Origin of the sequence: Flagellimonas crocea, assembly GCF_033441595.1 — a bacterium.
GTDB classification, from domain to species: Bacteria; Bacteroidota; Bacteroidia; order Flavobacteriales; family Flavobacteriaceae; genus Flagellimonas; species Flagellimonas crocea.
In genome coordinates, this window is sequence record NZ_JAUZVX010000003.1 from 818,943 (window position 1) to 843,549 (window position 24,607).

At 43.0% G+C, this 24,607-nt stretch carries 24 protein-coding genes and 1 pseudogene; 18 read left to right on the forward strand and 7 right to left on the reverse strand.

What is annotated here, in order from left to right; genetic code table 11:
- The first annotated feature begins 24 nt into the window (after nt 1-24).
- From SD449_RS13090 to SD449_RS13100, 3 genes and pseudogenes are all read left to right on the forward strand, one after another.
- Complete coding sequence (locus SD449_RS13090) at nt 25-654, forward strand: cation transporter (protein WP_318311185.1); 630 nt, start codon at nt 25-27, stop codon at nt 652-654.
- 65 nt (nt 655-719) lie between these two features.
- Nucleotides 720-1,952 (forward strand): alpha/beta hydrolase, encoded by a 1,233-nt coding sequence (locus SD449_RS13095; RefSeq protein WP_318311186.1) that lies wholly within the window; start codon nt 720-722, stop codon nt 1,950-1,952.
- A gap of 11 nt (nt 1,953-1,963) precedes the next feature.
- A pseudogene (locus tag SD449_RS13100) lies at nt 1,964-2,316 on the forward strand (class I SAM-dependent methyltransferase); the annotation flags it as partial.
- A 21-nt stretch (nt 2,317-2,337) separates the two neighbouring features.
- Here the strand turns inward: SD449_RS13100 and brnQ are convergent.
- Complete coding sequence (gene brnQ, locus SD449_RS13105; protein ID WP_318311187.1) at nt 2,338-3,642, reverse strand: branched-chain amino acid transport system II carrier protein; 1,305 nt, start codon at nt 3,640-3,642, stop codon at nt 2,338-2,340.
- A gap of 239 nt (nt 3,643-3,881) precedes the next feature.
- Between brnQ and SD449_RS13110 the strand changes: the two genes are divergently transcribed.
- Nucleotides 3,882-4,136, forward strand: a complete 255-nt coding sequence (locus SD449_RS13110) for a hypothetical protein (RefSeq protein ID WP_318311188.1) — start codon at nt 3,882-3,884, stop codon at nt 4,134-4,136.
- A gap of 118 nt (nt 4,137-4,254) precedes the next feature.
- On the opposite strand, the gene thiL is transcribed toward SD449_RS13110, so the two are convergent.
- Nucleotides 4,255-5,301 (reverse strand): thiamine-phosphate kinase, encoded by a 1,047-nt coding sequence (gene thiL, locus SD449_RS13115; RefSeq protein WP_318311189.1) that lies wholly within the window; start codon nt 5,299-5,301, stop codon nt 4,255-4,257.
- A gap of 248 nt (nt 5,302-5,549) precedes the next feature.
- Between thiL and SD449_RS13120 the strand changes: the two genes are divergently transcribed.
- The 11 genes from SD449_RS13120 to SD449_RS13170 all read left to right on the forward strand — a co-directional run bounded on the left by SD449_RS13120 (nt 5,550) and on the right by SD449_RS13170 (nt 13,460).
- Nucleotides 5,550-5,879: a HesB/IscA family protein gene (locus SD449_RS13120; RefSeq protein ID WP_207031329.1), complete on the forward strand. Its 330-nt coding sequence runs from the start codon at nt 5,550-5,552 to the stop codon at nt 5,877-5,879.
- Nucleotides 5,880-5,920: 41 nt separating this feature from the next.
- A complete protein-coding gene (locus SD449_RS13125; RefSeq protein ID WP_318311191.1) occupies nt 5,921-6,289 on the forward strand; it encodes a four helix bundle protein in 369 nt (122 codons plus the stop codon).
- Between the two features lie 36 nt (nt 6,290-6,325).
- A complete protein-coding gene (gene sufB, locus SD449_RS13130; protein WP_288977470.1) occupies nt 6,326-7,771 on the forward strand; it encodes a Fe-S cluster assembly protein SufB in 1,446 nt (481 codons plus the stop codon).
- A gap of 87 nt (nt 7,772-7,858) precedes the next feature.
- Nucleotides 7,859-8,611, forward strand: coding sequence for a Fe-S cluster assembly ATPase SufC (gene sufC / locus SD449_RS13135; RefSeq protein ID WP_220112699.1), 753 nt, complete (start codon nt 7,859-7,861; stop codon nt 8,609-8,611).
- 78 nt (nt 8,612-8,689) lie between these two features.
- Entirely contained in the window at nt 8,690-10,006 is a 1,317-nt protein-coding gene (gene sufD, locus SD449_RS13140) for a Fe-S cluster assembly protein SufD (RefSeq protein ID WP_207031332.1), read from the forward strand.
- A gap of 27 nt (nt 10,007-10,033) precedes the next feature.
- The gene (locus SD449_RS13145) at nt 10,034-11,260 is read left to right on the forward strand and encodes an aminotransferase class V-fold PLP-dependent enzyme (protein WP_318311192.1); all 1,227 of its coding nucleotides are present in this window, start codon (nt 10,034-10,036) and stop codon (nt 11,258-11,260) included.
- 72 nt (nt 11,261-11,332) lie between these two features.
- A complete protein-coding gene (locus SD449_RS13150; protein WP_318311193.1) occupies nt 11,333-11,755 on the forward strand; it encodes a SufE family protein in 423 nt (140 codons plus the stop codon).
- Between the two features lie 121 nt (nt 11,756-11,876).
- Entirely contained in the window at nt 11,877-12,206 is a 330-nt protein-coding gene (locus SD449_RS13155) for an iron-sulfur cluster assembly protein (RefSeq protein ID WP_108245524.1), read from the forward strand.
- Nucleotides 12,207-12,229: 23 nt separating this feature from the next.
- Nucleotides 12,230-12,463, forward strand: a complete 234-nt coding sequence (locus tag SD449_RS13160; protein ID WP_318311194.1) for a TIGR03643 family protein — start codon at nt 12,230-12,232, stop codon at nt 12,461-12,463.
- Nucleotides 12,464-12,562: 99 nt separating this feature from the next.
- Entirely contained in the window at nt 12,563-12,943 is a 381-nt protein-coding gene (locus SD449_RS13165) for a four helix bundle protein (RefSeq protein WP_318311195.1), read from the forward strand.
- Between the two features lie 13 nt (nt 12,944-12,956).
- Nucleotides 12,957-13,460, forward strand: coding sequence for a DUF2480 family protein (locus SD449_RS13170; protein ID WP_318311196.1), 504 nt, complete (start codon nt 12,957-12,959; stop codon nt 13,458-13,460).
- Between the two features lie 668 nt (nt 13,461-14,128).
- Here SD449_RS13170 and SD449_RS13175 read toward each other — a convergent pair.
- Entirely contained in the window at nt 14,129-15,613 is a 1,485-nt protein-coding gene (locus SD449_RS13175; protein ID WP_318311197.1) for an IPT/TIG domain-containing protein, read from the reverse strand.
- Between the two features lie 226 nt (nt 15,614-15,839).
- Between SD449_RS13175 and SD449_RS13180 the strand changes: the two genes are divergently transcribed.
- Nucleotides 15,840-16,772 carry a DUF3078 domain-containing protein gene (locus SD449_RS13180; RefSeq protein ID WP_318311198.1) on the forward strand — a complete coding sequence of 311 codons (933 nt, stop codon included), beginning with the start codon at nt 15,840-15,842 and terminating at the stop codon, nt 16,770-16,772.
- Between the two features lie 266 nt (nt 16,773-17,038).
- Here SD449_RS13180 and hflX read toward each other — a convergent pair whose 3' ends face one another.
- Entirely contained in the window at nt 17,039-18,250 is a 1,212-nt protein-coding gene (gene hflX / locus SD449_RS13185) for a GTPase HflX (RefSeq protein ID WP_220112705.1), read from the reverse strand.
- Between the two features lie 90 nt (nt 18,251-18,340).
- On the opposite strand from hflX, the gene SD449_RS13190 reads away from it, so the two are divergent.
- Nucleotides 18,341-19,288, forward strand: coding sequence for an endonuclease/exonuclease/phosphatase family protein (locus SD449_RS13190; protein ID WP_318311199.1), 948 nt, complete (start codon nt 18,341-18,343; stop codon nt 19,286-19,288).
- 145 nt (nt 19,289-19,433) lie between these two features.
- Nucleotides 19,434-21,629: a S8 family serine peptidase gene (locus tag SD449_RS13195; protein WP_318311200.1), complete on the forward strand. Its 2,196-nt coding sequence runs from the start codon at nt 19,434-19,436 to the stop codon at nt 21,627-21,629.
- Nucleotides 21,630-22,282: 653 nt separating this feature from the next.
- Here the strand turns inward: SD449_RS13195 and SD449_RS13200 are convergent.
- Genes SD449_RS13200 through SD449_RS13210 form a run of 3 tightly spaced genes read right to left on the reverse strand, consistent with a single transcriptional unit; the run spans nt 22,283 to nt 24,597 of the window.
- Nucleotides 22,283-22,996 carry a 3'-5' exonuclease gene (locus tag SD449_RS13200; protein WP_318311201.1) on the reverse strand — a complete coding sequence of 238 codons (714 nt, stop codon included), beginning with the start codon at nt 22,994-22,996 and terminating at the stop codon, nt 22,283-22,285.
- 9 nt (nt 22,997-23,005) lie between these two features.
- Nucleotides 23,006-23,476 (reverse strand): methylated-DNA--[protein]-cysteine S-methyltransferase, encoded by a 471-nt coding sequence (locus tag SD449_RS13205; protein WP_318311202.1) that lies wholly within the window; start codon nt 23,474-23,476, stop codon nt 23,006-23,008.
- On the reverse strand, nt 23,476-24,597 hold the full coding sequence (locus SD449_RS13210; RefSeq protein WP_288980642.1) for a CNNM domain-containing protein: 1,122 nt from the start codon (nt 24,595-24,597) through the stop codon (nt 23,476-23,478). The genes SD449_RS13205 and SD449_RS13210 overlap by 1 nt, the downstream gene beginning before the upstream one ends.
- Nucleotides 24,598-24,607: the final 10 nt, after the last annotated feature.

The window sequence follows — 24,607 nt, forward strand, 5'->3', positions numbered from 1 at the left end:
TGATTACATGGAAATTTTCATGTTTTGAAAAGTCAGCATAAACTTTATCGAACAGCATTTTCCCTGGCGTTGTTCACCATCATTTATAACATAGCCGAAGGGATAATCTCCACTTATCTGGGTTTTGAAGATGAGAGTCTTGCCCTTTTCGGGTTTGGCACGGACAGCTTTATCGAGGTGATTTCAGGGCTCGGCATTGCCCATATGGTCTTGCGCATTCAAAGGAACCCCGAAAGTAACCGTGACAAGTTTGAACGGACTGCCCTTAGGATTACCGGTGTTGCTTTTTACTTGTTGGTCGCGGGGCTGGTGGTTTCCAGTATTTATAATATTTGGACGGGGCACAAACCATTGACTACCTTTTGGGGCGTCATTATATCTTCGATATCCATACTTGTCATGTGGATTTTGGTCTTGTGGAAAAGAAAAGTCGGACGAGAGCTGGGTTCGGCCCCTATTTTGGCCGATGCCAATTGCACCCTGGTCTGTGTTTACATGTCTATCATCCTTTTGGTAAGTAGTGGAATCTACGAACTTTTCAAAATACCTTATATTGATAGTCTAGGTACCTTGGGACTCGCTTATTTTGCTTTTTCCGAAGGAAAAGAATGCTTTGAGAAAGCCAACAGCAACAAGCACTGTTGTTGTGACTGACAAAATACGTTAACTTTAGATTTTTCAAACCATACACTAAACAAACCAAATTAGCACATAAAATTATGATGAGAACAGTATTTGCATTATCCATGGTACTGGTTACCGTTTCTACAATCAAGGCCAAAAATCGTTTAAATCCTGTACAGGACAAGTACAAAGTAACAATGGTGGCGCCGGAAAACGGTACATACACAGTATCTCCCAAACTTCCTGAAGACGGCATGTTGGCAGCGGGAACCGAGCTGACCATAGAGGCCTCCCCATCCAACGGATATAGCTTGGACGCCATTTATTATACCTATAAAGGAGGAATGTGGGGTACCACCAGTGTGGAAAACTTCACACCAAAAATGACGATAACAGTCGACAAGGACATGTCCATCGGAGCCGTTTTTGTAAAGAGTGACTTGGTCGATAATTTAAATGTGACGCACGATGTAGTATATGCCCAACCCGGGGTAAAGCCATTAAAATATGACGTGTATTCTCCGAAAGGGGCCAAAAATTTGCCTTTGGTCATAATCGTTCATGGTGGGGGATGGTCCTCCAATAATGAGGACATTATGCGGGGGCTTGCACGCGAACTGGTCAAAGGAAACCACTATGTGGTCGCCAGTATAGATTACCGATGGGTGAACACATTGGATGGGGATGAAGAGCCCAATTCCATGCACCAGCTTATAGAAGATGTTTTCGGGGCGATAGCCCACATTCAGGAACACGCTGAAGAATATGGAGGCGACCCTACGCGTATTGCGGTAACAGGCGATAGCGCTGGCGGACATTTATCCGCTTCTGCGGCAGTTTTGAGCCCAATGATAGGTGATGGTGGGTTTGGTGTATCGGAAGGTATTTATGAATTCATGCCCTCCTACATGCCCGAAGGTAAGACTGTGGAGATGGTAAAAAATGAAATCGTTGACGCCATAAAAGTGGCGGCGCCAAGTTACGGGCCTTTCAGTGCTTCAGACTTCCGACAATTTATCAAACAAACAGAACAAGGCTATTTGGATGCCATATCTCCATTGGGCCATGTGCCCAATGTTTCGGAAAGGGCAATTCCCCATTTTATTGTTCGAGGGACAATGGATATGTTGATCAGGGACGAAGCTTTGCAACCTTACATTAATGAGTTGAAGGAAAAGGGTCAAGCAGTGGAGTATATTGAAGTAGAGGGCGCCGGCCACGCCTTTTTCGACTGGAAGCCCGATGCGGGAACAAGAGCGACCTTTGATCAATATGGAGTTCCCTATGCCAGCGAAATGAAATCGTTTTTTGATTCCGTATTGTATTAACCTGATAAGACTTGGAGAGAAAAAATCATTGGGAAACTGTTTATGAAACTAAAAATCCAGATCAGGTAAGTTGGACGCAGGAAGTTCCACAGACTTCTCTGGATTTTATTCATTCCTTTAAGCTGCACAAAAATGCCAGCATTATTGATGTAGGCGGCGGGGATAGCAAACTCGTTGATTTTCTTCTTCAGGAGGGTTTTGAAAACATCACGGTACTTGATATTTCAAAAAGAGCCATTGAAAAGGCACAGAAAAGGTTGGGCGTTCTGGCACAAAAGGTCACTTGGATTGAGAGCGACATCATAGAATTCAATCCAGAAAAACGTATGACCTATGGCATGATCGTGCGGCATTTCACTTTTTGTAGTTTTGAAAGAAGGCAAGGTTAGCTTTGAGTAGAAGCTTTACTGTTGATGGTGTTTGAGGCAACGAATCCAACCAGTGCGGGCAGGACCCATCCCATTTGGTACTTGGTCAAAGGAATCCATTCAGCGTAATCTGAAATGTGTTCACCCAGCCCAATGCTTCCCAAAAAATCGGGAATACTGAATACCATGGTGGTATAAACGACCCATTTGAATACTTTTTCGGAAGCGTATCTTTCGGGGACAACGTTCAGTAAAATCAATATAATGGTGATGGGATAGATAAACATTAATGCAGGAACGGCCACCGTAATAATGTAGCCCACATCAAACTGTCCGACCAATACACCCAATAGACAGCCAAAAAAGGCCGTGATTCGGTATGCCAGTAGGGAGTCGTTGAATCTTCCTTTAATAAAATCAGAAGTACCTGTAACTATTCCGACGGCAGTGGTAAAACACGCCAAACTCACTAAAATGCTCAAAAAAGCATTTGCCGTGGCATTCAATGTATGTGAACTTATGGCTCGTAAAAGGTTCGTTCGGGAAATTTCGGGGTCAAAAGAATCGGCGAACAAAGCCCCGGTAAGTATCAACCCACCATAGACCAAAAATAGGGCAATTCCGGCCCAGAAGCCCCCTTTGGTAATCAATCTCTTTTTTTCTTCAAACGAGGCAGATTTTTCTTTTAGATTGATGGATATGATAATTACCGCACCTATTACTACAGCCCCAATGGCATCAAAGGTCTGATACCCCTCCAAAATGCCGGAACTGAAGGGATGGACTATCTGCGAAGGAGAAAAATCAAACTCCATTGTGAGTAAAGCGGTAGTTATGATTGCCAAGAGTATGAGAAGGATGACGGGCGTCAACAATTTTCCTAAAATATCCAAAACTTTGGAACGATTGACAGCGAAAACAAAGACCAAGGCGAAATAAACAAGACTGGTCAACAAGGATGAGGAACCCCACAAAGGCTGTATGGCCATTTCGTGGGTTACCGATGCCGTTCTTGGAGACGGAAGGGCAATGGCGATACCATAAATTAAATAACAATAAACCACACTGAACAACGGGGATACTTTTTTGGCAAAATCGAACAGGGTGCCCTGCAATTTAGCATGGGCGATAATCCCCAAAATGGGGATCAATACCCCCGAGATGCAGAAGCCCAAGGAGACCAACCACCATAAATTCCCAGATTTAAATCCCAATAATGGTGGCAAAACAAGGTTGCCGGCCCCAAAAAAAAGCGAAAAAAGAGCAAAGACCGTTACCGCTAACGATTTTTTGCTCAAGGGATGTTGATAATTTGTTTTCAAAGCTATATATTACGAAAGTGTTTTTGGACGAAAAAACATGTCTTTTTATCGATTATGCTGCAGTTCATCGAAAAAATAATTTAAAAGATGACTTGATGAAATAAAAAGTTATTAACATCCGTTCCTGTAAAATATAACCTTAAAAATTTATCGATATAACAAAAAATTACGAACCAATTTAAGCATTTTTCTTAGCCCCATTTCATGAATCACTGCTTTTACCAAAACAAACCCAGCTTATGAAGACAACAACTACTCAGCATGGCAACAAATTTTCCTCTTTTTTCTGCAGCCTGTTCGGTCACCACTACACGGTTTCCAAAAAAGTGACGCAGCACATCAAAGAGTACAAATGCGTTCACTGCCAAAAACAAGTTACCACAGATGTAAGTGGAAAATTGTCTGCTTTAACTCCACAAATGCAGGAAATTAACAGTACTCTGGAAGATATGTACAGAAAACGAAAAAGCAGGGTTGTGCACCAAGTGGCATAATCCTTTTTCTTTTTACAAGGCCCAAATCTTATCCCGGAAACTTAAGTAATTGCCTGCTGCTAATGGTTGCGTGCCCCAATACCATGACGTAGGGATGCCCTTGATTTTCGGGATTTTTTTATCCGTTGAACGAATTCCACCCTTGTGCCGTAATAGGTATCTTGGTCTCTGCCCTGGTAATTAAATGAATTCCTTCATTCTTTTCCGTCATATGCCCAATTACCGTCAAGTTGGGGTTTCCTTTAATTTTGGGAAAATCTGCTTGGTCTATCGTGAACAACAACTCATAATCCTCACCACCGCTCAAGGCAATCATGGTGCTGTCCATTTTAAATTCTTCGGATGCGGAAATTACGGTCGGGTCCAATGGGATTTTCTCTTCAAAAACATTACAGCCAATATCACTATGCTTGCATAAATGAATTACTTCAGAAGAAAGGCCGTCGCTTATGTCTACCATGGAAGTCGGCTTTACCTCCAATTTTTTGAGCAGCTCTACAATGTCTTTTCGTGCTTCGGGTTTTAATTGCCTTTCTACGATGTAAGAATAGGGTTCAAGATCGGGCTGACTGTTCGGATTTACCTTGAACACCTCTTTTTCGCGTTCAAGGACCTGAAGGCCCAAATAGGCACCTCCCAAATCGCCAGAAACCACCAATAAATCGTTGGGCTTGCTGCCTTTTCGGTAAACGATGTCGTTATCATCCGCAGCGCCGATGGCAGTTACGCTTACGATCATTCCCCTTGTTGAAGAGGTGGTGTCTCCACCCACCAGGTCAACATTGTACAGCTTGCATGCAAGTGCTACTCCTTCATAAAATTCTTCTAGCGCTTCCAAAGGAAACCGGTTGGAAATGGCCAAAGAAACTGTTATCTGTGTGGCCATGGCGTTCATGGCGTAGATATCGGAAAGATTCACCATCACCGATTTATAGCCCAAGTGCTTCAAGGGCATATAGCTCAGGTCAAAATGAACCCCTTCCACCAACATGTCGGTGGACACAATGGTTTTTTTGCCATTATGATCCATTACGGCAGCATCATCGCCCACCCCAACTATGGAAGATGGTTGTTTGAGTTCAAAGTTTTTGGTAAGATGGTCGACCAGACCAAATTCGCCCAATTCTTCCAAAGATGTACGTTCTTGATTCTTGTCTTCTAGCATTTTGCAAAAATAATGAGGATAATCGTAAATCCTGTAGTCGGATGGAACATAAAAATTTTTCCCCGAAAACCTGTCAAAAGTCATTAAGAATACTTGCAAATTCACGACTGATGGGACTTGTGGTCAAATTGCACTAATTTTTCATAGGAAACACCTATGGAATCATTCGTTATATTAATGTTAGTTGCTATGGTAAAACCCTTTAGATACAGTATATTTGTAGGCTATTTAGATTAAATTCAATTAAGATGATTAAGGTTTCAGAATCAGCAAGGCACAAAGTGGTGTCCCTTATGACCGAAGAAGGTTATAATGCGACCACGGACTATGTGCGCGTTGGCGTAAAGAGCGGAGGGTGCAGTGGATTGTCTTATGAATTGACCTTTGACAATTCCGCTACGGATACAGATAAGATTTTTGAAGATAACGATGTGAGAATCATCGTGGACAAAAAAAGCTTTTTGTATTTGGTGGGCACCACATTGGAATATTCCGGAGGTTTGAACGGAAAGGGTTTTGTGTTCAACAACCCCAACGCTCAACGAACCTGTGGATGTGGAGAAAGTTTTTCACTATAAAATGAGCAAAAGAGCCAAACATTTAAAAAGTAAAAGAATAGATGTACAGCTCTTTTGAAGACTTGGAGGTTTACAAAACAACAATAAAGTTTACCGGCCAAGTTTATGATTTATTGAAGAAAAGTCCTCTGAAAGAAGATTTTGCAATGGTTGACCAAATTAGAAGAGCCACCATTTCAATTTCGAACAACATTTCGGAAGGTTTTGAAAGGGAAACAGACAAAGAGTTGATAAGATTCCTTTATTTCTCCAAAGGTTCTGCGGGAGAAGTCAGAAATCTTTTTAACTTAATGGAAGAGATAGGATATTTTAAAGCTGAAGACTTGGTCGATTACAAAAAGCAGGTAATCAATATATCAAAACAGCTAGCAAATTATATTAAGTATGTTAAAAAACGAAGCGGACTTTAACTGCTTTGCCTTTTTAACTCTTAACTGAGAAAGAATATGGCTTATACAGAAGAAGAATTAAAGAAAGAATTGGAGACCAAAGAGTACGAGTATGGTTTCTACACGGACATTGAATCGGATACCTTTCCAAAAGGGTTGAACGAGGACATTGTTATTGCCATTTCCAAGAAGAAGGAAGAACCCGATTGGATGACGAAGTGGCGATTGGAAGCATTCCGTGCCTGGAAAGAAATGGAAGAACCCGAGTGGGCGAACGTAAAATACCAAAAGCCTGACTTCCAAAATATTTCCTATTACTCGGCTCCCAATAAAAAACCGAAGTATGATAGCTTGGACGAAGTAGATCCAGAATTACTGGACACGTTTAAAAAGTTGGGAATTTCGGTAGATGAGCAGAAAAAGTTGGCAGGTGTTGCGGTGGATATCGTAATGGATTCCGTATCCGTGGCCACCACTTTCAAAAAAACATTGGCCGAAAAAGGAATTATTTTCTGTTCCATTTCCGAAGCTATCAAGGAGCACCCTGAATTGGTGAAAAAATATTTGGGAACCGTAGTTCCGCAAAAGGATAACTTTTATGCAGCATTGAACTCAGCGGTATTTTCCGACGGTTCTTTCTGCTACATTCCAAAAGGAGTGAGGTGTCCTATGGAACTTTCCACCTATTTCCGAATCAACCAAGCGGGAACCGGACAGTTCGAGAGGACCTTGGTCATTGCCGAAGAAGGCAGTTATGTGAGCTATTTGGAAGGATGTACCGCCCCGATGCGGGACGAGAATCAATTACACGCAGCAGTGGTAGAGCTTATAGCCCTGGACAATGCGGAAATCAAATATTCAACAGTTCAGAACTGGTTCCCTGGCAACAAGGAAGGAAAAGGAGGCGTTTACAACTTTGTGACCAAGCGAGGTCTGTGTGAAAAGCATGCCAAAATTTCTTGGACGCAGGTCGAGACAGGTTCTGCGGTAACATGGAAATACCCATCATGTATTTTGAAAGGGGATTATTCCATTGGTGAATTTTATTCCATTGCTGTGACCAACAATTTCCAACAAGCGGATACAGGGACCAAAATGGTTCACTTGGGCAAGAATACCAAGAGTACCATCATTTCCAAAGGTATTTCTGCAGGACAGTCACAAAACAGCTACCGCGGATTGGTGCAGGTGAACAGCCGTGCCGAAAATGCAAGGAACTTCTCCCAATGCGATTCCCTATTGATGGGCAACCGTTGCGGGGCGCATACGTTCCCTTACATAGAGGTCAAGAACAAAAGCGCACAGATAGAGCACGAAGCCACGACCAGTAAGATTGGTGAGGATCAGATTTTCTACTGTAACCAAAGAGGAATTGATACCGAAAAGGCCATTGCCTTGATCGTAAACGGATTTAGCAAGGAAGTATTGAACAAACTACCAATGGAATTTGCCGTAGAGGCACAAAAATTATTGGAAATCAGTTTGGAAGGCTCCGTAGGATAACTTCGGCCATTCTCAGCTGCCCAATCCAATCTGGTGATTGAGCGAAGTCGAAATCACAATTATTAAGACAGAACACAATTTTACAAAATGCTAGAAATAAAGAACTTACACGCAAGCGTAGACGATAAAGAAATCCTTAAGGGAATCAACCTAAAGGTGAACGCAGGAGAGGTACATGCCATTATGGGCCCCAACGGTTCAGGTAAAAGTACCTTGGCCGAAGTAATCGCAGGTCAGGAGGAATTTGAAGTAGGCGAAGGAAGCATCCTTCTGGAAGGAGAAGACTTGGAAGAACTTTCCCCAGAAGAAAGAGCCCACAAAGGAGTGTTCCTATCGTTCCAGTACCCAGTTGAGATTCCAGGGGTATCGGTGACCAATTTTATGAAGACCGCTATCAACGAATCCAGAAAAGCACAAGGTTTGGAAGATATGCCAGCCAACGAAATGCTCAAGAAGATTCGCGAGAAGTCCGAAATGTTGGAAATCGACCGAAAGTTCCTTTCACGTTCCTTGAACGAAGGGTTCTCCGGAGGGGAAAAGAAACGTAACGAAATCTTTCAAATGGCTATGATGGAACCCAAATTGGCCATTTTGGACGAGACCGATTCTGGTTTGGATATCGATGCCCTGCGTATCGTTTCCAATGGTGTAAACAAATTGCGCAGCAAGGACAACGCTATCATCGTGATTACACACTACCAACGATTGTTGGAGTATATCGTTCCTGATTTTGTACACGTGTTGTACAACGGAAAAATCGTAAAATCCGGAACCAAGGAATTGGCCCTGGAACTGGAAGAAAAAGGATACGATTGGTTAAAAGAAGAAGCTGCAGTTTAAAAAACAGATGTAAGACTTCAGACATCGGGTTTCAGAATACTTAAAACTGAAAGCTGACCACTGAAAACTTAAAAAGATATGGATTTAAAGGAAAAATTAGTCTCCTCTTTTATGGCTTTTGAAGATGGCTTGGATTTAGATCATCCAGTACATGAGGAAAGATCCAGTGCCATAAAGAATTTTGAGACCAAGGGCTTCCCCACAAAAAAGGATGAAGCTTGGAAATATACCTCGTTGAGGGGCTTGGAAAAGATAGATTTCAGCATCTTTCCAAAGCACGAGACCACGTTGGAATACAAGGACGTGAAAAAATACTTCCTCCACGAGATAGATACCTACAAGATTGTTTTCGTTGATGGGGTGTACAGTTCATACCTGTCCGAAACCACACATGATGGCGTAGATGTTTGTTTGATGAGCTCTGCCTTTAGTAAGCCCATGTTCAAACAAGTGATAGAGGTATATTTCAACAAAGCGGCCTCCAAAGATGAGTCGTTGACCTCTTTGAACACAGCTTTTAGCAAAGAAGGAGCGTACATCTATATTCCAAAGAACAAAATGCCGAAGAAGCCTATCCAAATTTTGCATTTGGCCACGGGCAAGGAACCAGCCTTGATGTTGCAACCCCGTAACTTGATCGTTGCCGAGGACAACGCTGAGGTTCAAATTATAGAGCGCCACCAAAGTTTGACGGGGAACGAAGTGTTTACCAACTCCGTGACCGAAATTTTTGCTGGCAAGGACGCCATTGTGGACTATTACAAAGTTCAGAATGATGAGCCCACCGCTTCCTTGGTGGACAATACATATATCTCACAAAAAGATAGCAGCGTTGTAAGGGTGCATACGTTCTCCTTGGGCGGAAAATTGATCCGTAACAACCTGAACTTTTATCAGAACGGGGAGCGTATCGACTCTACCTTGAAAGGGATTACGATTTTGGGCGATAAACAGCATGTGGACCATCATACTTTGGTGCACCACGCACAGCCCAATTGTGAGAGCCATCAAGATTATAAGGGTATTTTCGGGGATAGCTCCACAGGAGTGTTCAACGGAAAGATCATAGTGGACAAGATTGCCCAAAAGACGGATGCCTTTCAGCAGAACAACAATATTTTGTTGAGCGATAAATCGACCATCAACTCAAAACCCCAATTGGAAATCTTCGCGGACGATGTAAAATGTTCGCACGGGTGCACCATTGGTCAGTTGGACGATGAAGCGCTCTTTTATTTGAGGTCAAGAGGAATTCCAAAGAAAGAAGCCAAGGCTTTGCTGATGTACGCTTTTGCCAACAACGTTTTGGAAAGTGTCCGTATCCCAGAGTTAAAGCTGCGTATCAATAAAATCATTGCTGATAAACTGGGTGTACGCATGGGTTTTGACCTGTAAAACAAACTTTTTCACGATTACATTACAATGATAGAGACCACTTTGGACATACAAGCCATTAGAAAGGATTTTCCCATCCTCCAAAGAGAGGTCAATGGGAAGCCTTTGGTGTATTTGGACAATGCAGCTACTTCACAGACACCGCAGCAGGTAATCGATGTCATTGTTGATTATTATCAGCGGTACAACGCCAATATCCATCGTGGGGTACATACCTTGTCTCAAGAGGCCACCGATGCCTACGAAGCGGCGCGGCAGAAAATCCAAGGGCATTTTAACATTGCACATTCCCGCGAAGTGATTTTTACTTCGGGAACTACGCATGGCATCAATTTGGTGGCAACGGGATTCACTTCCTTTTTAAAAGAAGGAGACGAGATTTTGGTGTCGGCCATGGAGCACCATTCCAATATCGTCCCTTGGCAGATGCTGTGCGAACGCACGGGGGCAACCCTAAAAGTGATTCCAATGAATCTGGAAGGGGAGTTGGTGATGGAGGAATACCACAACCTATTGTCGGATAAGACAAAATTGGTGTTCTGCAATCATGTTTCCAATGCATTGGGAACCATCAACCCAATAGAAGAAATCATTGAGGCGGCCCATAAAGTGGGAGCAGCCGTATTGATAGATGGTGCACAGGCAGCCGCACACATCAAACCCGATTTACAGGCACTTGATGTTGATTTTTATACCGTTTCCGCCCATAAAATGTGTGGACCAACTGGAGTTGGGGTATTGTACGGAAAAGAAGAATGGCTCAAAAAACTGCCACCGTATCAAGGCGGAGGGGAAATGATTGCCGAAGTCACTTTTGAAAAGACGACCTATGCCGATTTGCCCCATAAGTTTGAAGCAGGAACACCGAACATTTCTGGAGGTATTGCCTTTGGTGCCGCATTGGACTATATGAACAGTATCGGTTTTGATGCCATTGCCCAGTATGAAGATGAGCTATTGAATTACGCCACGGAGCAGTTGCTCACCATCGATGGCTTAAAGATTTACGGGACCGCAGCGCACAAAACTTCGGTAATATCCTTTAACATAGAAGGTATTCATCCATATGATATCGGAACCATTGTAGACAAATTGGGCATTGCCGTTCGAACGGGTCACCACTGTGCTCAGCCCATCATGGATTTTTATAAGATACCTGGAACGGTAAGGGCCAGTTTCAGCTTTTACAACACCAAGGAAGAAGTGGATAAGTTGGTCGAGGGCGTGAGCCGTGCAAGGAATATGTTGCTGTAGGCGAACCGTTATCATTATCATAAAGACTTGAATGGCAACTAACCGAGTTGTATTTTTGAACAAAACCATCGCATGACCATAAAAGAGATACAGGAAGAGATAATAGATGAGTTTTCCATGTTCGACGACTGGATGCAGCGTTACGAATACATGATCGAGCTCGGAAAATCCCTTCCCTTGATAGAGGAACAATACAAAACCGATGACAACCTGATCAAAGGATGCCAGAGCAAGGTGTGGGTGCATGCCGAGTTGGACGGGGACAAACTGGTTTTTACCGCTGATAGTGACGCCATCATCACAAAAGGAATCATAGCCATATTGATCAGGGCGTTCAGCAACCAAAAACCACAGGATATCATAGATGCCGATACCGAGTTCATCGATGAAATCGGACTTAAAGAGCATTTGTCACCTACCCGTGCGAACGGATTGGTAAGTATGATCAAGCAATTGAAATTGTACGCAGTTGCTTATCAAACACAGTTAAAATAGAATTTGTCACCTCGAGCGCAGTCGAGAGGGCTTTAAAATTCAGCATTTCAATAAGGTCTCGACTGCGCTCGACCTGACATGAATCAGTTTTTTATTGAATTCATGTTTAAATAAAATTAAGATGAGCGAAGAAACTACCATAGATACACAAGAGCTGGGCGAAAAAATCGTAAAGGTGCTCAAAACCATTTACGACCCAGAAATTCCTGTGGACATTTACGAACTGGGATTGATTTACGATGTGTTCGTAAACGAGGAATACGAAGTAAAGATCTTGATGACCCTTACTTCGCCCAATTGCCCTGTGGCCGAAACCTTGCCCGTTGAGGTAGAGGAGAAAGTGAAGTCCATTGATATGCTGAAGGATGTGGAAGTGGAAATCACTTTTGACCCACCTTGGACCCAAGAACTGATGAGCGAGGAGGCAAAATTGGAGTTGGGCCTTTTGTAAAAATCCAGTAAACCTAAGAAGACATGACCACAAGACAAATCGATAGAATTATTGAGATGGCTTGGGAGGACAGAACCCCGTTCGAAGCCATAGAGTACCAGTTTGGTTTAAAGGAAAACGACGTGAGGGAAGTGATGCGAAGCAATCTCAAGCGCTCGTCTTTTGAGTTGTGGAGAAAACGGGTAAAGGGAAGAAAGACCAAACACCAAAAAACGTCCCTGGCCAATAGATTTAGGTCGCAAAATCAAAAATTATAGCGGATTTCCGAAGCTTCGCTGATTTTCAGAGGTAAGACTTCAGAAGTCCGATATATTTATAATTTAATATCGAACCCCCGATATCAATGATAAAATTTTATGAAAAAGGGGTTTGAACAAATTCTATCTTGGCAAAAAGCCAGAGAGTTAAACAAAGAGATTTATAAAATAACCGAGGTTAATAAATTTGGTAAAGATTTTGCGCTTAGAGACCAGATTAGAAGAGCATCTATTTCAATTTCTTCAAATATTGCCGAAGGATTTGGCAGAAAAAGCGATAGGGAGTTCATTTATTTTTTGAATGTGGCCAAAGCCTCCTCTTATGAAGTAAAATCACAATTATATTTGGCCCTGGATATTGAATATTTGGACGACGAAGTTTTTAGAAGGCTCTATGAGATCTGTGACGAGATTTCAATGACGATTCACGGATTGATAAAGCATCTCGAGAAAAAGATAAGTCTTAAATCTGACCACTAAAATCTGATATCATATGTCTGAAATTATAAATAGAGTAGCCCAAAGCAAGTTGATCACGTTCGACCTGGAGGATTATTATCCGAAAGGGGAGCGTAAGGTCTTGGACATCAAAGATTGGTTGTACGAGGGCTTTATTCTTCGTGAAAAGGAGTTCCGTGCCCATGTTGATGCGCATGATTGGTCAATGCACCAAGATGCTTATGTGGCGCTTCAATGTTCTTCGGATGCCATTATTCCAGGCTGGGCCTTTATGTTGGTTGCCTCCAAATTGCAACCCTATGCCAAAAAAGTAGTTCAAGGGAATTTGGAAACTTTGGAAACAGCACTTTATCAAACTATTTTGGAAAACTTGGATGTGACCGAGTTTACAGATAAGCCTATAATCATAAAAGGTTGCTCCAAAAAACCCGTGCCCGAAAATGCCTATCTTATGGCTGTGGCCAAAATCCAAGAAGTGGCCAAAAGTGTCATGTATGGGGAAGCCTGCTCTTCGGTGCCCCTGTTCAAAAGAAAATAGTAGTTTTTTGTAGTCAGTAGTCAGTAGTCAGTAGTCAGTAGTCAGTGGACGGTTGCGGAGCTTAGCCGAAGCGACATGAATCGCACGAACAATTGGTCAAAGGGAAAAGGTGAAGGGTAAAAGGTTCCGCGTGTCATTTCGAACGGATGTGAGAAATCTTGTGATGCGAAAGGCAAGGGAGATTTCTCAATCGGTGCCCTGCACCTCATTTCGAAATGACAAAACCTTCTCTCCAACAAGGAGTCTTGGTTCTTGATTCTTTTTTCTTGATTCTTATCCCTTAACCCCAGACACGAATTATCACGAACTGGGTCAAAGGGTAAAAGGCAAAGGTTGGACGTGGAATTATGCCGCGTGCCATTTCGAAGGGATGTGAGAAATCTTGTGATGCGAAGGACAAGGGAGATTTCCCGATCGGTGCCCTGCACCTCATTTCGAAATGACAAAACGTGCTCCCGAACAAGAAGTCTTGAATCTTTTTTCTCGTTTCTTTTATCTTGGAGTCTTGGCTCTTGAATCTTTGGAAACAATCTATTTGAACCGACACGAATTCCACCAATTAGCAAGAACCTTCCTACTGACCTCTGACTTCTGACTCCTGAAAGCTAAAAAAGAAAAGCCCCACCAAAGTGGAGCCTCTCTCAATCTATTTAATTAAAATGAAAAAGTTACTTGACTACAATGCTATATGACTTAGCATCTTGGGAACCATCAGTAATGGTCATCTCCTCATCGTTCTTCCATAGTTTGACCACATTTTTACCACCCATGGATTCGAATCCGGATACGTAAACATTTTCTAAACTGGTATATATGGAATTGGCTTCCGTGTAACTTCCACCATCAGGATACTGATATAATACATCCCCATTCTTCCATACCTTTGGAGCAATACCATCGTTTCCAGCCACATATACATTGTCCCCATCCACAAAAACAGATTGGGCATAGCCATTGTTGTCCCCGTTCGTAAGCTTTTTGGAAAGCACATCGTTTTTCCAGATTTGAGCTACGAAAGTGCCTAATTCGACCTCTGCGCCCACAGAATAAACGTCCGTTCCATCCCAAAAAATGGAGTAGGCTTCCGCAGGGTTGCTACCATCTGAAAGATCATGCAATACCTGAAAGTTCTTCCATACTTTGGCAACATTTAGCTCTCCGTTGCTCTCATGTCCAGCTACATAGATATCAATACCATCTACATGAATAGATTTACCGTATGCATTGGTGACCCCGTTGGTTATGTTTTTTAAAAGGTTGCCATTTTTCCAAACCTTAGCCACAAAAAACCCTCCTTCGTTTTCCTCGCCTACCACATAAACATCAGAACCTTCAACGAATATTCCATTGGCTCGTGCTCCGTTGGCACCGTTGGTAAGCTGGTAAAGTTCTTCACCATTTTTCCAGACCATCGCGATATTACCGTCAAAACCGGCGGCATAAGTGTCCGCTCCTACTACGAACAAAGAGTTTACCTGTGAATTGTCGCTACTGTTGCTCAGTCCAATCTTGGTTCCATTTTTCCAAATGGCCGCAACATTATTGGTTCCATTGCTTTCATATCCCCCAAGATATACATTGGGTACAATGGTTACCGCTACATTGGCGGATTGACTACCCACCGTGGCGGTGATTGTAGCATTCCCGGCTCCAAGGGCGGTAACTTTGCCATTGGTGTCGACTGTTGCCACTGCCGGGTTGCTTGAACTCCAGTTTATAGTTGCATCTCCATTTCCGGTAGCAACAAGGGTTTCGTTTTCCAAGGTGTAAAGTTCCAAGGCTGTTTTGTTTAATGCCAATACTGGAACATCCTCCTCAACTGTAAACGTGGAGGAACTAGTTGCCGTATCACCATTGGCTGTTACGGATATTTTTCCAGTAGTTGCACCAACAGGAACAGTTACCACAAGTTTAGTGGTGGAAACGGTGGTTATCTCGGCGACAACATTTCCAAATTTAACGGTGTTATTGATTTTGGTGTTCCCAAAATTTTTACCATTAATGGTAACACTGGTTCCAACTTTACCGGAAGGTGGGGTAAAATTGGTGATAGAGGGAGCGGGTATAGGTGCCGGTCCATCGTCCTTGCCGCAACCGAGTGCAATCGTAAATATAAATGAAACCAATAGGGTGCGTAACATAACTTTTTTCATAACATTTTATTTTATGGGATTATTAAGGCACCAAAGAAAATACAAAAGCCCGGAGCGTATGTAGGCCAATTGACGTATGCCCCTTTTGGGTTGATGGATAGGCTAAACGGCTGGACTATTGGATAAAGCGCAACCTCTGAAAAGCTAGTAAATGGTTATTGAAACAATTGCATGTGAAAAGACTGACAATTCTTATTTTTGCATTTCTAAACATAAACTCCATACTATGAAAAAATTGCTTTTTGTTGCTGTGGGATTGCTTTTTGCATTTTCTGCCCATGCACAGACCGAGGAGGAGCTCAAAGCTCAGATCGCCCCAAAAAAGGATTCCATCAAGGCCATCCAGAAAAGAGTAGATGCATTGCAGGCCAAGCTCGATGCATTGCCCGGCTGGAAAGTAGGTGCTTTTGGTACCATCGGAGGAAGTATTTCCCAGTTCAACAATTGGTTTGCACAGGGAATTCCAAACAACACATCAGGAAATATAGGATTCACGGTAAATGCCTTTGCCAATTTGAAGGAAGAAAAATTCTTTTGGAGAAACGCGGCCAATGTCAACCTCTCTTGGGTGAAATTGGACGATAAGGACGACCCTACCGACGATGACAGCTTCCGACAGGCAACGGACGTCTTCAATATTTCATCATTGTACGGTAGAAAATTGAGCGAAAAGTTCGCTATTTCAGGATTGATGGAATATAGGACCACCATTTTGAGCAACTTTAACGACCCAGGCTATCTCGACCTTGGTGTGGGTGCCACTTGGACCCCGATACCAGATTTGGTCGTTGTAATGCATCCGCTCAACTACAACTTTGTGTTCAGCAACGAGGATACCATTTTTGAATCCTCCATGGGTGCCAAGATACTTGCCGACTATACCAAACAAATCGGTGCGGTGAGCTTTAAGAGCAACCTGTCTTTGTTTCAAAGTTACGAGAGCAGTAATCTGAGCAACTGGACGTGGACCAACTCTTTTAGTTATACGTTATGGAAGATGATCGGTGTAGGTTTCGATTTTGGTCTGAGGAACAACAAACAGGAAACCTTGAACTATATCGTGAACAATGCTCCAACACCGAACCCCGATGCCACTTTTGATACCATCGACAACGAATTACAAACCTATTGGACCTTGGGTGTCAGCTATAAGTTTTGATACGCTAGATGCACAGCACAAAAAAAGCCCTCAATACAGAGGGCTTTTTTGTGGGGTGAAAAATGTTTTTCATGTTTTTAAGACCATGGTCTAAGTAGGTTAAGATCGATGAAGATCTGTGTTCGACACTAAAATGACTTAAAAACAATGTGAAAGTATGCCTTACGTTGCCTTTTCCTAAATTTTTGTTGTGAATTGGCACATAATTGTTGTGAAGCAAAAGATTTCTTGCTTTTCACCGAAAAAGTAGACTTCGATGAATGGGTTTAATATTCATCCAAATGCTCTGGATACAGAAAGTTGTTGTACGGGAAACGGGTAACATGAATGTCCCGTACCGCATCGTAAACACGTTTTCGGAACTCGTCCAGGTTTTCCTTGTTGAGCGCAGAAATGAACAACGCCTTGTCCCCAAGCTTGTTGAAATAGGTTTTTTTCCACTCCTCGAGCGTAAAATGTGCCTTGGTACGTTCTGTCACCAGGTCGTCCTCATCAATGGTTTCGGGAACATACTGGTCTATTTTGTTGAAAACCATGATGCAGGGCTTGTCGGAACTTTCGATTTCGTCCAAAATCTGATTTACCGAATCGATATGCTCTTCAAAATTAGGGTGGGAAATATCCACCACATGAAGCAGCAAGTCAGCTTCTCGCACCTCATCCAAAGTACTCTTAAAACTTTCCACCAATTGTGTAGGCAGCTTTCTGATAAATCCTACGGTATCACTCAACAAAAAAGGAAGGTTGCCCAAGACCACTTTTCTGACCGTAGTGTCCAAAGTAGCGAACAGCTTGTTCTCCGCAAATACTTCGCTCTTGCTGATCACGTTCATCAATGTGGATTTACCAACGTTGGTGTACCCCACTAAAGCTACCCTCACCAAAGATCCTCGATTCCCACGCTGAGTCTCCATTTGTCGGTCTATTTTGGCAAGTTTCTTTTTGAGCAAAGCTATGCGGTCACGAACAATACGTCTATCCGTTTCAATTTCCGTTTCACCAGGTCCGCGCATCCCAATACCACCACGTTGCCGCTCCAAGTGAGTCCAAAGACCTGTAAGTCGTGGCAATAAATATTCGTATTGGGCAAGTTCCACCTGTGTACGTGCATAGCTTGTTTGGGCACGTTGGGCGAAAATGTCCAGAATCAAGCTGGTCCTGTCCAAGACTTTGCACTTCAATAACTTTTCTATATTATTCTGTTGTGCAGGGGACAGCTCATCATCAAAAATAACGGAGCCGATTTCGTTTTCCTTTACAAATTGGCGTACTTCTTCCATCTTACCGCTCCCGATGTAGGTTTTTGGGTTGGGCACATCAATCCGTTGCACAAACCTTTTTTCAACCTCGCCACCTGCAGTGTAGGTCAAAAATTCCAGCTCGTCCAGGTATTCCTTTACCTTTTCCTCATCTTGGTACTGGTTCAATACACCAATAAGTACCGCCTTTTCATATTCTATTGATTTCTTTTCTAGCATCAAATGGATTTAGAATACAAATCTACACAATGTTTTGGAAGCTATTTTTGTACTTTGCCCTCTCTATTCGTTAACCCTTATATTTTTTAATTGCAAAAACAGGAAAACAGATATACGATAGCATTTTATAATCTCGAGAACTTTTTTGATACCGAGGACGACCCGTATCTTCTTGATGATGACTTTACCCCAAAGGGTTTTAGACGATGGAACAAAACCAAGTTCTGGAAGAAGGTAAAGAAAATTTCCAAGGCAATTTCCAAAATAGGATTGGAAGATAGCCCTCACCCACCCGTATTGGTCGGGCTGGCAGAGGTGGAGAACAAGAAAGTGATCCAGACCCTATTGCAGTCCAAAAAGCTACGAAATGTTGATTACGGTGTGATTCATTTTGATTCGCCGGATGAACGGGGCATCGATACCGCACTGATATACCATAAAACCCATTTTACAGTACTGAATACTGAAACCATTCCTTTGATGGTCCAAAACACCAATGGAGAACGTGACCTCACCCGCGACATTCTATATGTACATGGCAAGTTGCACCAAGAAGAGATCCACGTTTTCGTGAACCACTGGCCATCCCGTAGGGAAGGGGCCGAAGAGACCAGCTATAAACGCATCAAGGCCGCCGAGACCATTCTTCGAAAAATAGGATCAATGCCCGTGGATCAGCCCAATATCATTATTATGGGCGATTTTAATGATGACCCCAATTCCGAAAGCATTCAAACACTCATTGACACCGGAATGTTCATCAACCCAATGAAAAAATTGTTGTCTCCGTTCAGGGGTAGCGCTAACTACAAGGCAAAATGGAGCTTGTTTGATCAAATATTGCTCTCCCACAGTTTTTTAAACCATCGAGTACGAAACCATACCTTTGTGGAAGCGAAGATCTTTTCTCCCCGCTTTTTGAAAGAATGGAAAGGTAGGTACAAGGGAAATCCGTTCCGGACATTTGCCGGAAAAAAATATCTTGGGGGCTACAGTGATCATTTTCCAGTCTATGTTATTTTAGACAGGAAAAAGTAGGAAAATAATTACACCACATAAAAGTTAATTTTCACAACAGAAAGGCGTAAATCACTATGTATTTCATCGAATAAAGAAGGGTTTTTATCGAGATATATAATTTCATATAATATATTAGTAGTCCAAATCTTACCTAAACTTAATTATGGACTACAGATTTCCTTTAGGGGCCAAGGAAGTGATCTTCTCCATTTTTTTATCGCTTTTAGGCGCAGTTTCTCTTCATGCACAATCCAATGATTTCAAAGAACAGATTCGTTCTTCATACAATCAAGGAAAAATCTCTTCTTTTATTTCCGAAATGGAGTCGGAACATCAAACCAAGCTTAAAAAAATAGGTGAGCTCATAAAGTCCAAAGGACTCCGCGCATCTGAGAAAAAAGGCAATGGTGCCCAAGTAGCCCTAAAAGATATAGGCACGGATGGCACACCGCTTTACTACACTACATTGAGCGACCCTGCTTCACAAACTTCTCGAGCACACACACTTTACGATAAAGGCCTTTTGAACCTTGGATTGACAGGGACCAACATGGAAGTTGGTGTATGGGATTCTGGCGTGGCACTATCTTCCCACCAAGAGTTTGACACCCGGGCCAAAAATGCCGATAATGCGGACGAAATTAGTTTGCACGCCACTTTAGTCACCGGAAACCTCATTTCTGCGGGGGTAGAACCCAATGCAAAAGGGGTTGCCTATGGTGCTCAGGCACTGACCCACGATTGGAGCCGTGATAAAATTGAAGTGGCAGAAGCAGCCGCAAATGGCATGCTATTGAGCAACCATTCCTACGGAATTCTATCGGACAGAGTGCCCGACTGGTATTTTGGAGCATATATCAAGGTGACGCAAGATTGGGACAAAATCATGTACAATGCTCCTTATTATTTAATGGTGACCGCTGCGGGCAATGCGCAGAAATCCAACGACAACGAAGCGCCAAATTTTGGAAAGACCTCCGATGGCTTTGACCTTTTGTTGGGCTTTACCACCACCAAGAACGGTTTGACCATTGCAGGGGCCAATACAGAAATTGATAGTAGCGGCGATTTGATCAAGGCTTCAGTTGCGGGATATAGCAGCTTTGGACCGGTTGATGATGGCCGCGTAAAACCGGACCTTGCCGGTGATGGCGGAAACATACTTTCCACAAGCTCCGCTACCAACAGCAGTTATCAGGTTTCCGCAGGCACCTCCATGGCTGCGCCAGGGGTAACAGGAACACTTTTGCTGTTGCAACAATACCATGAAGAATTGTTTGGCAACTATATGAAAGCGGCGACCTTGAAAGGACTTGCGCTTCACACTGCAGATGATGTGGATGCCAAAGGTCCCGATTATAAAATGGGCTGGGGCATCATGAATGCCAAAGCTGCGGCCGAGGCCCTTCAAAATAAAGAATACACCACCTTGGTGAACGAAGAAAAATTATCCAACGGTGAAACCTATACCATTACCGTAAATGCCATTGAAGGCACTCCTCTGGTAGCTTCCATATCTTGGACTGACCCGGAATCGGAAAACATCAACCGGGGAGAACTCAACAGCACCACGGCCGCCTTGGTAAACGATTTGGATATCAGAATCAGCAAAGATGGAGAAACCTATTTCCCTTGGAAACTGAACCCTGCCAGAGCAAATGACGCTGCCACTAAAGGTGACAACAAGGTTGACCCTTTTGAACGAGTTGAGGTAGAAAATGCAAGTGGAACATACACCATTACCATTTCGCACAAGGGAGCATTAAAAAATAATATCCAGGATTTCTCTCTGATCGTTACCGGAGCACAGGTATCCGATTGTTCCATTGAGATTCCTTCCCAGGTGAATTTGGAAAGCTCCTCTATCGAGAGCACCGTAATTTCTTGGAAAGATGCCGAGGAAACCCTTTTTGAGGTGCAGTATAAAAGTATCGATTCCGATAGCTGGAACAGTGAATTGATATGGGAAAACACTTTTGAGCTTACCGCTTTGGAAGCAGGGAAAGTGTACGAGGCCCGTGTACGTTCCATTTGTACCGAGAATGCCGTATCCGAGTTTTCTGAGACCATCGAGTTTGAATTTAATGGAGTAGAAACCGCATTGATCGAGAACACTCCGTTGTTTGTTCCGCAGGAATTGAACATCTCCGTGTACCCCAACCCAACAGTCGATTATTTGAATGTAAATGCCGAGCTGTCCAAAGATGCCGAGTTTTCTATTGTGACCACATCGGGAAATATCATCAAAAAAGGAAAGACCGAGGGTTCCATCAATGTATCGTCGCTTTCTTCAGGATTGTATGTGTTGGTGGTTCAGGACTATTCCGGGATTAAAAGCACCAAGTTTTACAAGAACTAGAACAAGTTTAAGTCTCAAGTTCAAACTCAATCCGGCGTTCAGTAGAATTACGCAACGAACATTGAACTTTTACCTTTTGCCTTTGACCCAAAGTTCTTGATAAACCGTGTAATTCGTGTGCGTTCAAATAGATTGTTCCCAAGGAGCCAAGACTTCTTGTTGGGAGCACGTTTTGTCATTTCGAAATGAGGTGCGGGGCACCGATTGAGAAATCTCCCTTGCCCTCGAATCACAAGATTTCTCACATCCGTTCGAAATGACGCCCGGCAGCATCCCGTGCCGAACCTTTGCCTTTTACCCTTTGACCCAAGTTCGTGATAATTCGTGTCTGGGGTTAAGGGATAAGAATCAAGAAAAAAGAATCAAGACATAGGACTTCTTGTTGGGGAGCACGTTTTGTCATTTCGAAATGAGGTGCAGGGCACCGATTGAGAAATCTACTTTGCCTCCACATTTCAAGATTTCTCACATCCGTTCGAAATGACACGCGGAACCTTTTACCCTTTGCCTTTTCCCTTTGGCCAATTGTTCGTGCAATTCGTGCCGCTTCGACTCCCTGCCCGTCCGGCAAGCGGGCGCTCAGCAACCGAGTTGTCATACTGAACGAAGCGACCATTTTCTCATTACCCAATACACACCACCGACATCCAAAATCAAACCTTTTTGATTTCATCTTCCGACAAGAGCTCCTCATTTCGTAAGCGTAAAAAAACCTGTGCGGTGGTCACAACATCCAATTCACAATAGTTGATGATACGGTCGATATCCTTTTCTTTGTAGAACACATCTTTTACCATACTGCCATCCATATCTTCTTTTGGGGAAGGGATGCCCAGTATATGCGCCAATAATTTGAGCGAGGTGTAATGTTTGTAGTCGCCGAACTTCCAAAGTTCCATGGTGTCCAGATGGGGTATTTCCCATGGCTTTTTTCCGAACAGGTCCAGCTTGTAGGGCAGATTGATGCCGTTTATGATCATTCTGCGGGCGATATAGGGGAAATCGAACTCTTTGCCATTATGGGCGCACAAAAGATGCTTTACGTTGCTAAAATAACCTGTCAGCAGTTGTTTGAACTCTTTCAGGATTTTAGTCTCGTCACCATAAAAGGAAGTGGTCCTAAATGTCCTTAGATCTCCTTGCATTTTAAAATAGCCTACGGAGATGCAGACAATTTTACCAAATTCGGCCCAAATGCCCGCTCGGTCATAAAATTCCTCGGGCGTGAACTCTTCTTTGCGCTGGTACTGTGTTTTTTGTTCCCATAATAGCTGGGCAGTTTCATCCAAATCGGTGAAATGTTGTTGTTGGGGTACGGTCTCGATATCCAAAAAAAGGATATGCTCCAGGTTAAGTTTATAAAGCATGGTAGCCAATTAAAATAGAGTCGTCTGCTTTGCAGGACTCTCGTGTTCCAATAACCATTTTTTTCTATGCAGTCCACCTGCATAGCCTGTGAGGTCTCCGTTGGTTCCGATTACACGATGACAGGGAACCACAATCCAAAGTGGATTTTTGCCATTGGCCGAGGCTACTGCACGAATGGCCTTTACGTCACCGAGTTGTTTGGAAAGTTCCAAATAAGAAATGGTTTTTCCAAAGGGAATTTGTAACAAGGCATCCCATACCTTTTTCTGAAAATCGGTGCCCGATGGATTCAATTCAAGGTTAAATACCGTTCGGTCTCCATTAAAATATTCTTCAAATTGGCTTGCCGCATCCTTTAAAACTTCAGGAATTATACCATCTAGTTTTTTATCGTCCAAAACGGTAATGGAAGCAAGGCCCTTCTCATCACCTTTTAATTCTGCCGTTCCGATAGGAGTTTGTATGTAAGCCGTTTGCATCACTCTATTTCATCTTCACCTTCAATAATTCCCAATCGTTTTGCTCTGGCATGCCAGTTCTTTCTTGCCAACTTTTGGAGGTCTTCCACGTTGTCACTTTCATCCATGATCTCAAAACCGAGCAAGGTTTCGATGACATCTTCCATAGTCACGATACCACTAACCGAACCATATTCATCGACCACCAAGGAAATGTGTTCTCTTTTCTGGACAAACTTTTTAAAAAGGTCGTTGATGGATTTGCTACGGTTGGTCACCAATAATTCCCTTCGTATGGTGGCCAGGGTTTCATTTCCTTTTTTATTGATGATGGCCTCCAACAATTCGTCCTTTAAGAAGAAGCCAGTAATATTGTCCATACGATCTTTGTACAACGGTATCCTAGAAAACCGCAAGGGGCGGTTTTTTTCAAAAAATTGCTTTATCGGGGTGTCCTCGGACGCTACTTTCATAACGGTCCTGGGGGTCATCACATCGCGAGCCAAAATCTCATCAAAATAGAGCAGGTTCTTGATCATCTTGGATTCCGATTCCTTGAAAACACCTTCTTCGTGGGCGATTTCCGTCATCGCGCTAAAATCTTCACGGCTCAATACGCTTCCATGTTCCCCTTTGGCGCCCACAAGTTTGGTAAAGAGCTGCAATAGCCATAACAGTCCCGTCCATTTTAGGACGAATACCATAATGTTCAATGCTTTGCCTGTAAAGTTGGCCAATTGCTTCCAAAAAGTGGCCCCTATCGTCTTTGGTATGATCTCGGAAGCAACCAGAATCAATATCGTCATAAGGGTAGATACGATTCCGACCATAAGGTCTTCCGTTAATGTAAATCCGAATATGGTGCGCTCTGTAGCACCGTACATTTCTGCATAGGCCACTTTTGCCTGCACCCCTACCAAAATTGCTCCAACGGTATGGGCAATGGTATTTAACGTAAGAATGGCTATCAACGGCTTGTCCACATCCTTTTTAAGGGTTTCCAAGGTGGCCGCATAATCTTTCCCTTCTTGTTTTTTTACATTGATAAAGGTGGGTGTGATACTTAACAGCACCGCCTCCAATATGGAGCACAGAAACGAAAAGAATATGGAAATAAGGGCATAAAATAGTAGTAGTCCCATAGAATGGCAG

Excerpts from the sequence above, each read along its gene's own strand:
- SD449_RS13155 (WP_108245524.1), top strand. The coding sequence starts at position 11,877 with ATGAGCGAAGAAACTACCATAGATACACAAGAGCTGGGCGAAAAAATC.
- SD449_RS13175 (WP_318311197.1), bottom strand. The coding sequence starts at position 15,613 with ATGAAAAAAGTTATGTTACGCACCCTATTGGTTTCATTTATATTTACG.
- SD449_RS13165 (WP_318311195.1), top strand. The coding sequence starts at position 12,563 with ATGAAAAAGGGGTTTGAACAAATTCTATCTTGGCAAAAAGCCAGAGAG.
- SD449_RS13160 (WP_318311194.1), top strand. The coding sequence starts at position 12,230 with ATGACCACAAGACAAATCGATAGAATTATTGAGATGGCTTGGGAGGAC.
- sufC (WP_220112699.1), top strand. The coding sequence starts at position 7,859 with ATGCTAGAAATAAAGAACTTACACGCAAGCGTAGACGATAAAGAAATC.
- hflX (WP_220112705.1), bottom strand. The coding sequence starts at position 18,250 with ATGCTAGAAAAGAAATCAATAGAATATGAAAAGGCGGTACTTATTGGT.
- SD449_RS13110 (WP_318311188.1), top strand. The coding sequence starts at position 3,882 with ATGAAGACAACAACTACTCAGCATGGCAACAAATTTTCCTCTTTTTTC.
- SD449_RS13210 (WP_288980642.1), bottom strand. The coding sequence starts at position 24,597 with ATGGGACTACTACTATTTTATGCCCTTATTTCCATATTCTTTTCGTTT.
- SD449_RS13150 (WP_318311193.1), top strand. The coding sequence starts at position 11,333 with ATGACCATAAAAGAGATACAGGAAGAGATAATAGATGAGTTTTCCATG.
- sufB (WP_288977470.1), top strand. The coding sequence starts at position 6,326 with ATGGCTTATACAGAAGAAGAATTAAAGAAAGAATTGGAGACCAAAGAG.
- SD449_RS13120 (WP_207031329.1), top strand. The coding sequence starts at position 5,550 with ATGATTAAGGTTTCAGAATCAGCAAGGCACAAAGTGGTGTCCCTTATG.
- SD449_RS13125 (WP_318311191.1), top strand. The coding sequence starts at position 5,921 with ATGTACAGCTCTTTTGAAGACTTGGAGGTTTACAAAACAACAATAAAG.
- SD449_RS13145 (WP_318311192.1), top strand. The coding sequence starts at position 10,034 with ATGATAGAGACCACTTTGGACATACAAGCCATTAGAAAGGATTTTCCC.
- thiL (WP_318311189.1), bottom strand. The coding sequence starts at position 5,301 with ATGCTAGAAGACAAGAATCAAGAACGTACATCTTTGGAAGAATTGGGC.
- SD449_RS13200 (WP_318311201.1), bottom strand. The coding sequence starts at position 22,996 with ATGCTTTATAAACTTAACCTGGAGCATATCCTTTTTTTGGATATCGAG.
- sufD (WP_207031332.1), top strand. The coding sequence starts at position 8,690 with ATGGATTTAAAGGAAAAATTAGTCTCCTCTTTTATGGCTTTTGAAGAT.
- SD449_RS13195 (WP_318311200.1), top strand. The coding sequence starts at position 19,434 with ATGGACTACAGATTTCCTTTAGGGGCCAAGGAAGTGATCTTCTCCATT.
- SD449_RS13095 (WP_318311186.1), top strand. The coding sequence starts at position 720 with ATGATGAGAACAGTATTTGCATTATCCATGGTACTGGTTACCGTTTCT.
- SD449_RS13205 (WP_318311202.1), bottom strand. The coding sequence starts at position 23,476 with ATGCAAACGGCTTACATACAAACTCCTATCGGAACGGCAGAATTAAAA.
- SD449_RS13170 (WP_318311196.1), top strand. The coding sequence starts at position 12,957 with ATGTCTGAAATTATAAATAGAGTAGCCCAAAGCAAGTTGATCACGTTC.
- SD449_RS13180 (WP_318311198.1), top strand. The coding sequence starts at position 15,840 with ATGAAAAAATTGCTTTTTGTTGCTGTGGGATTGCTTTTTGCATTTTCT.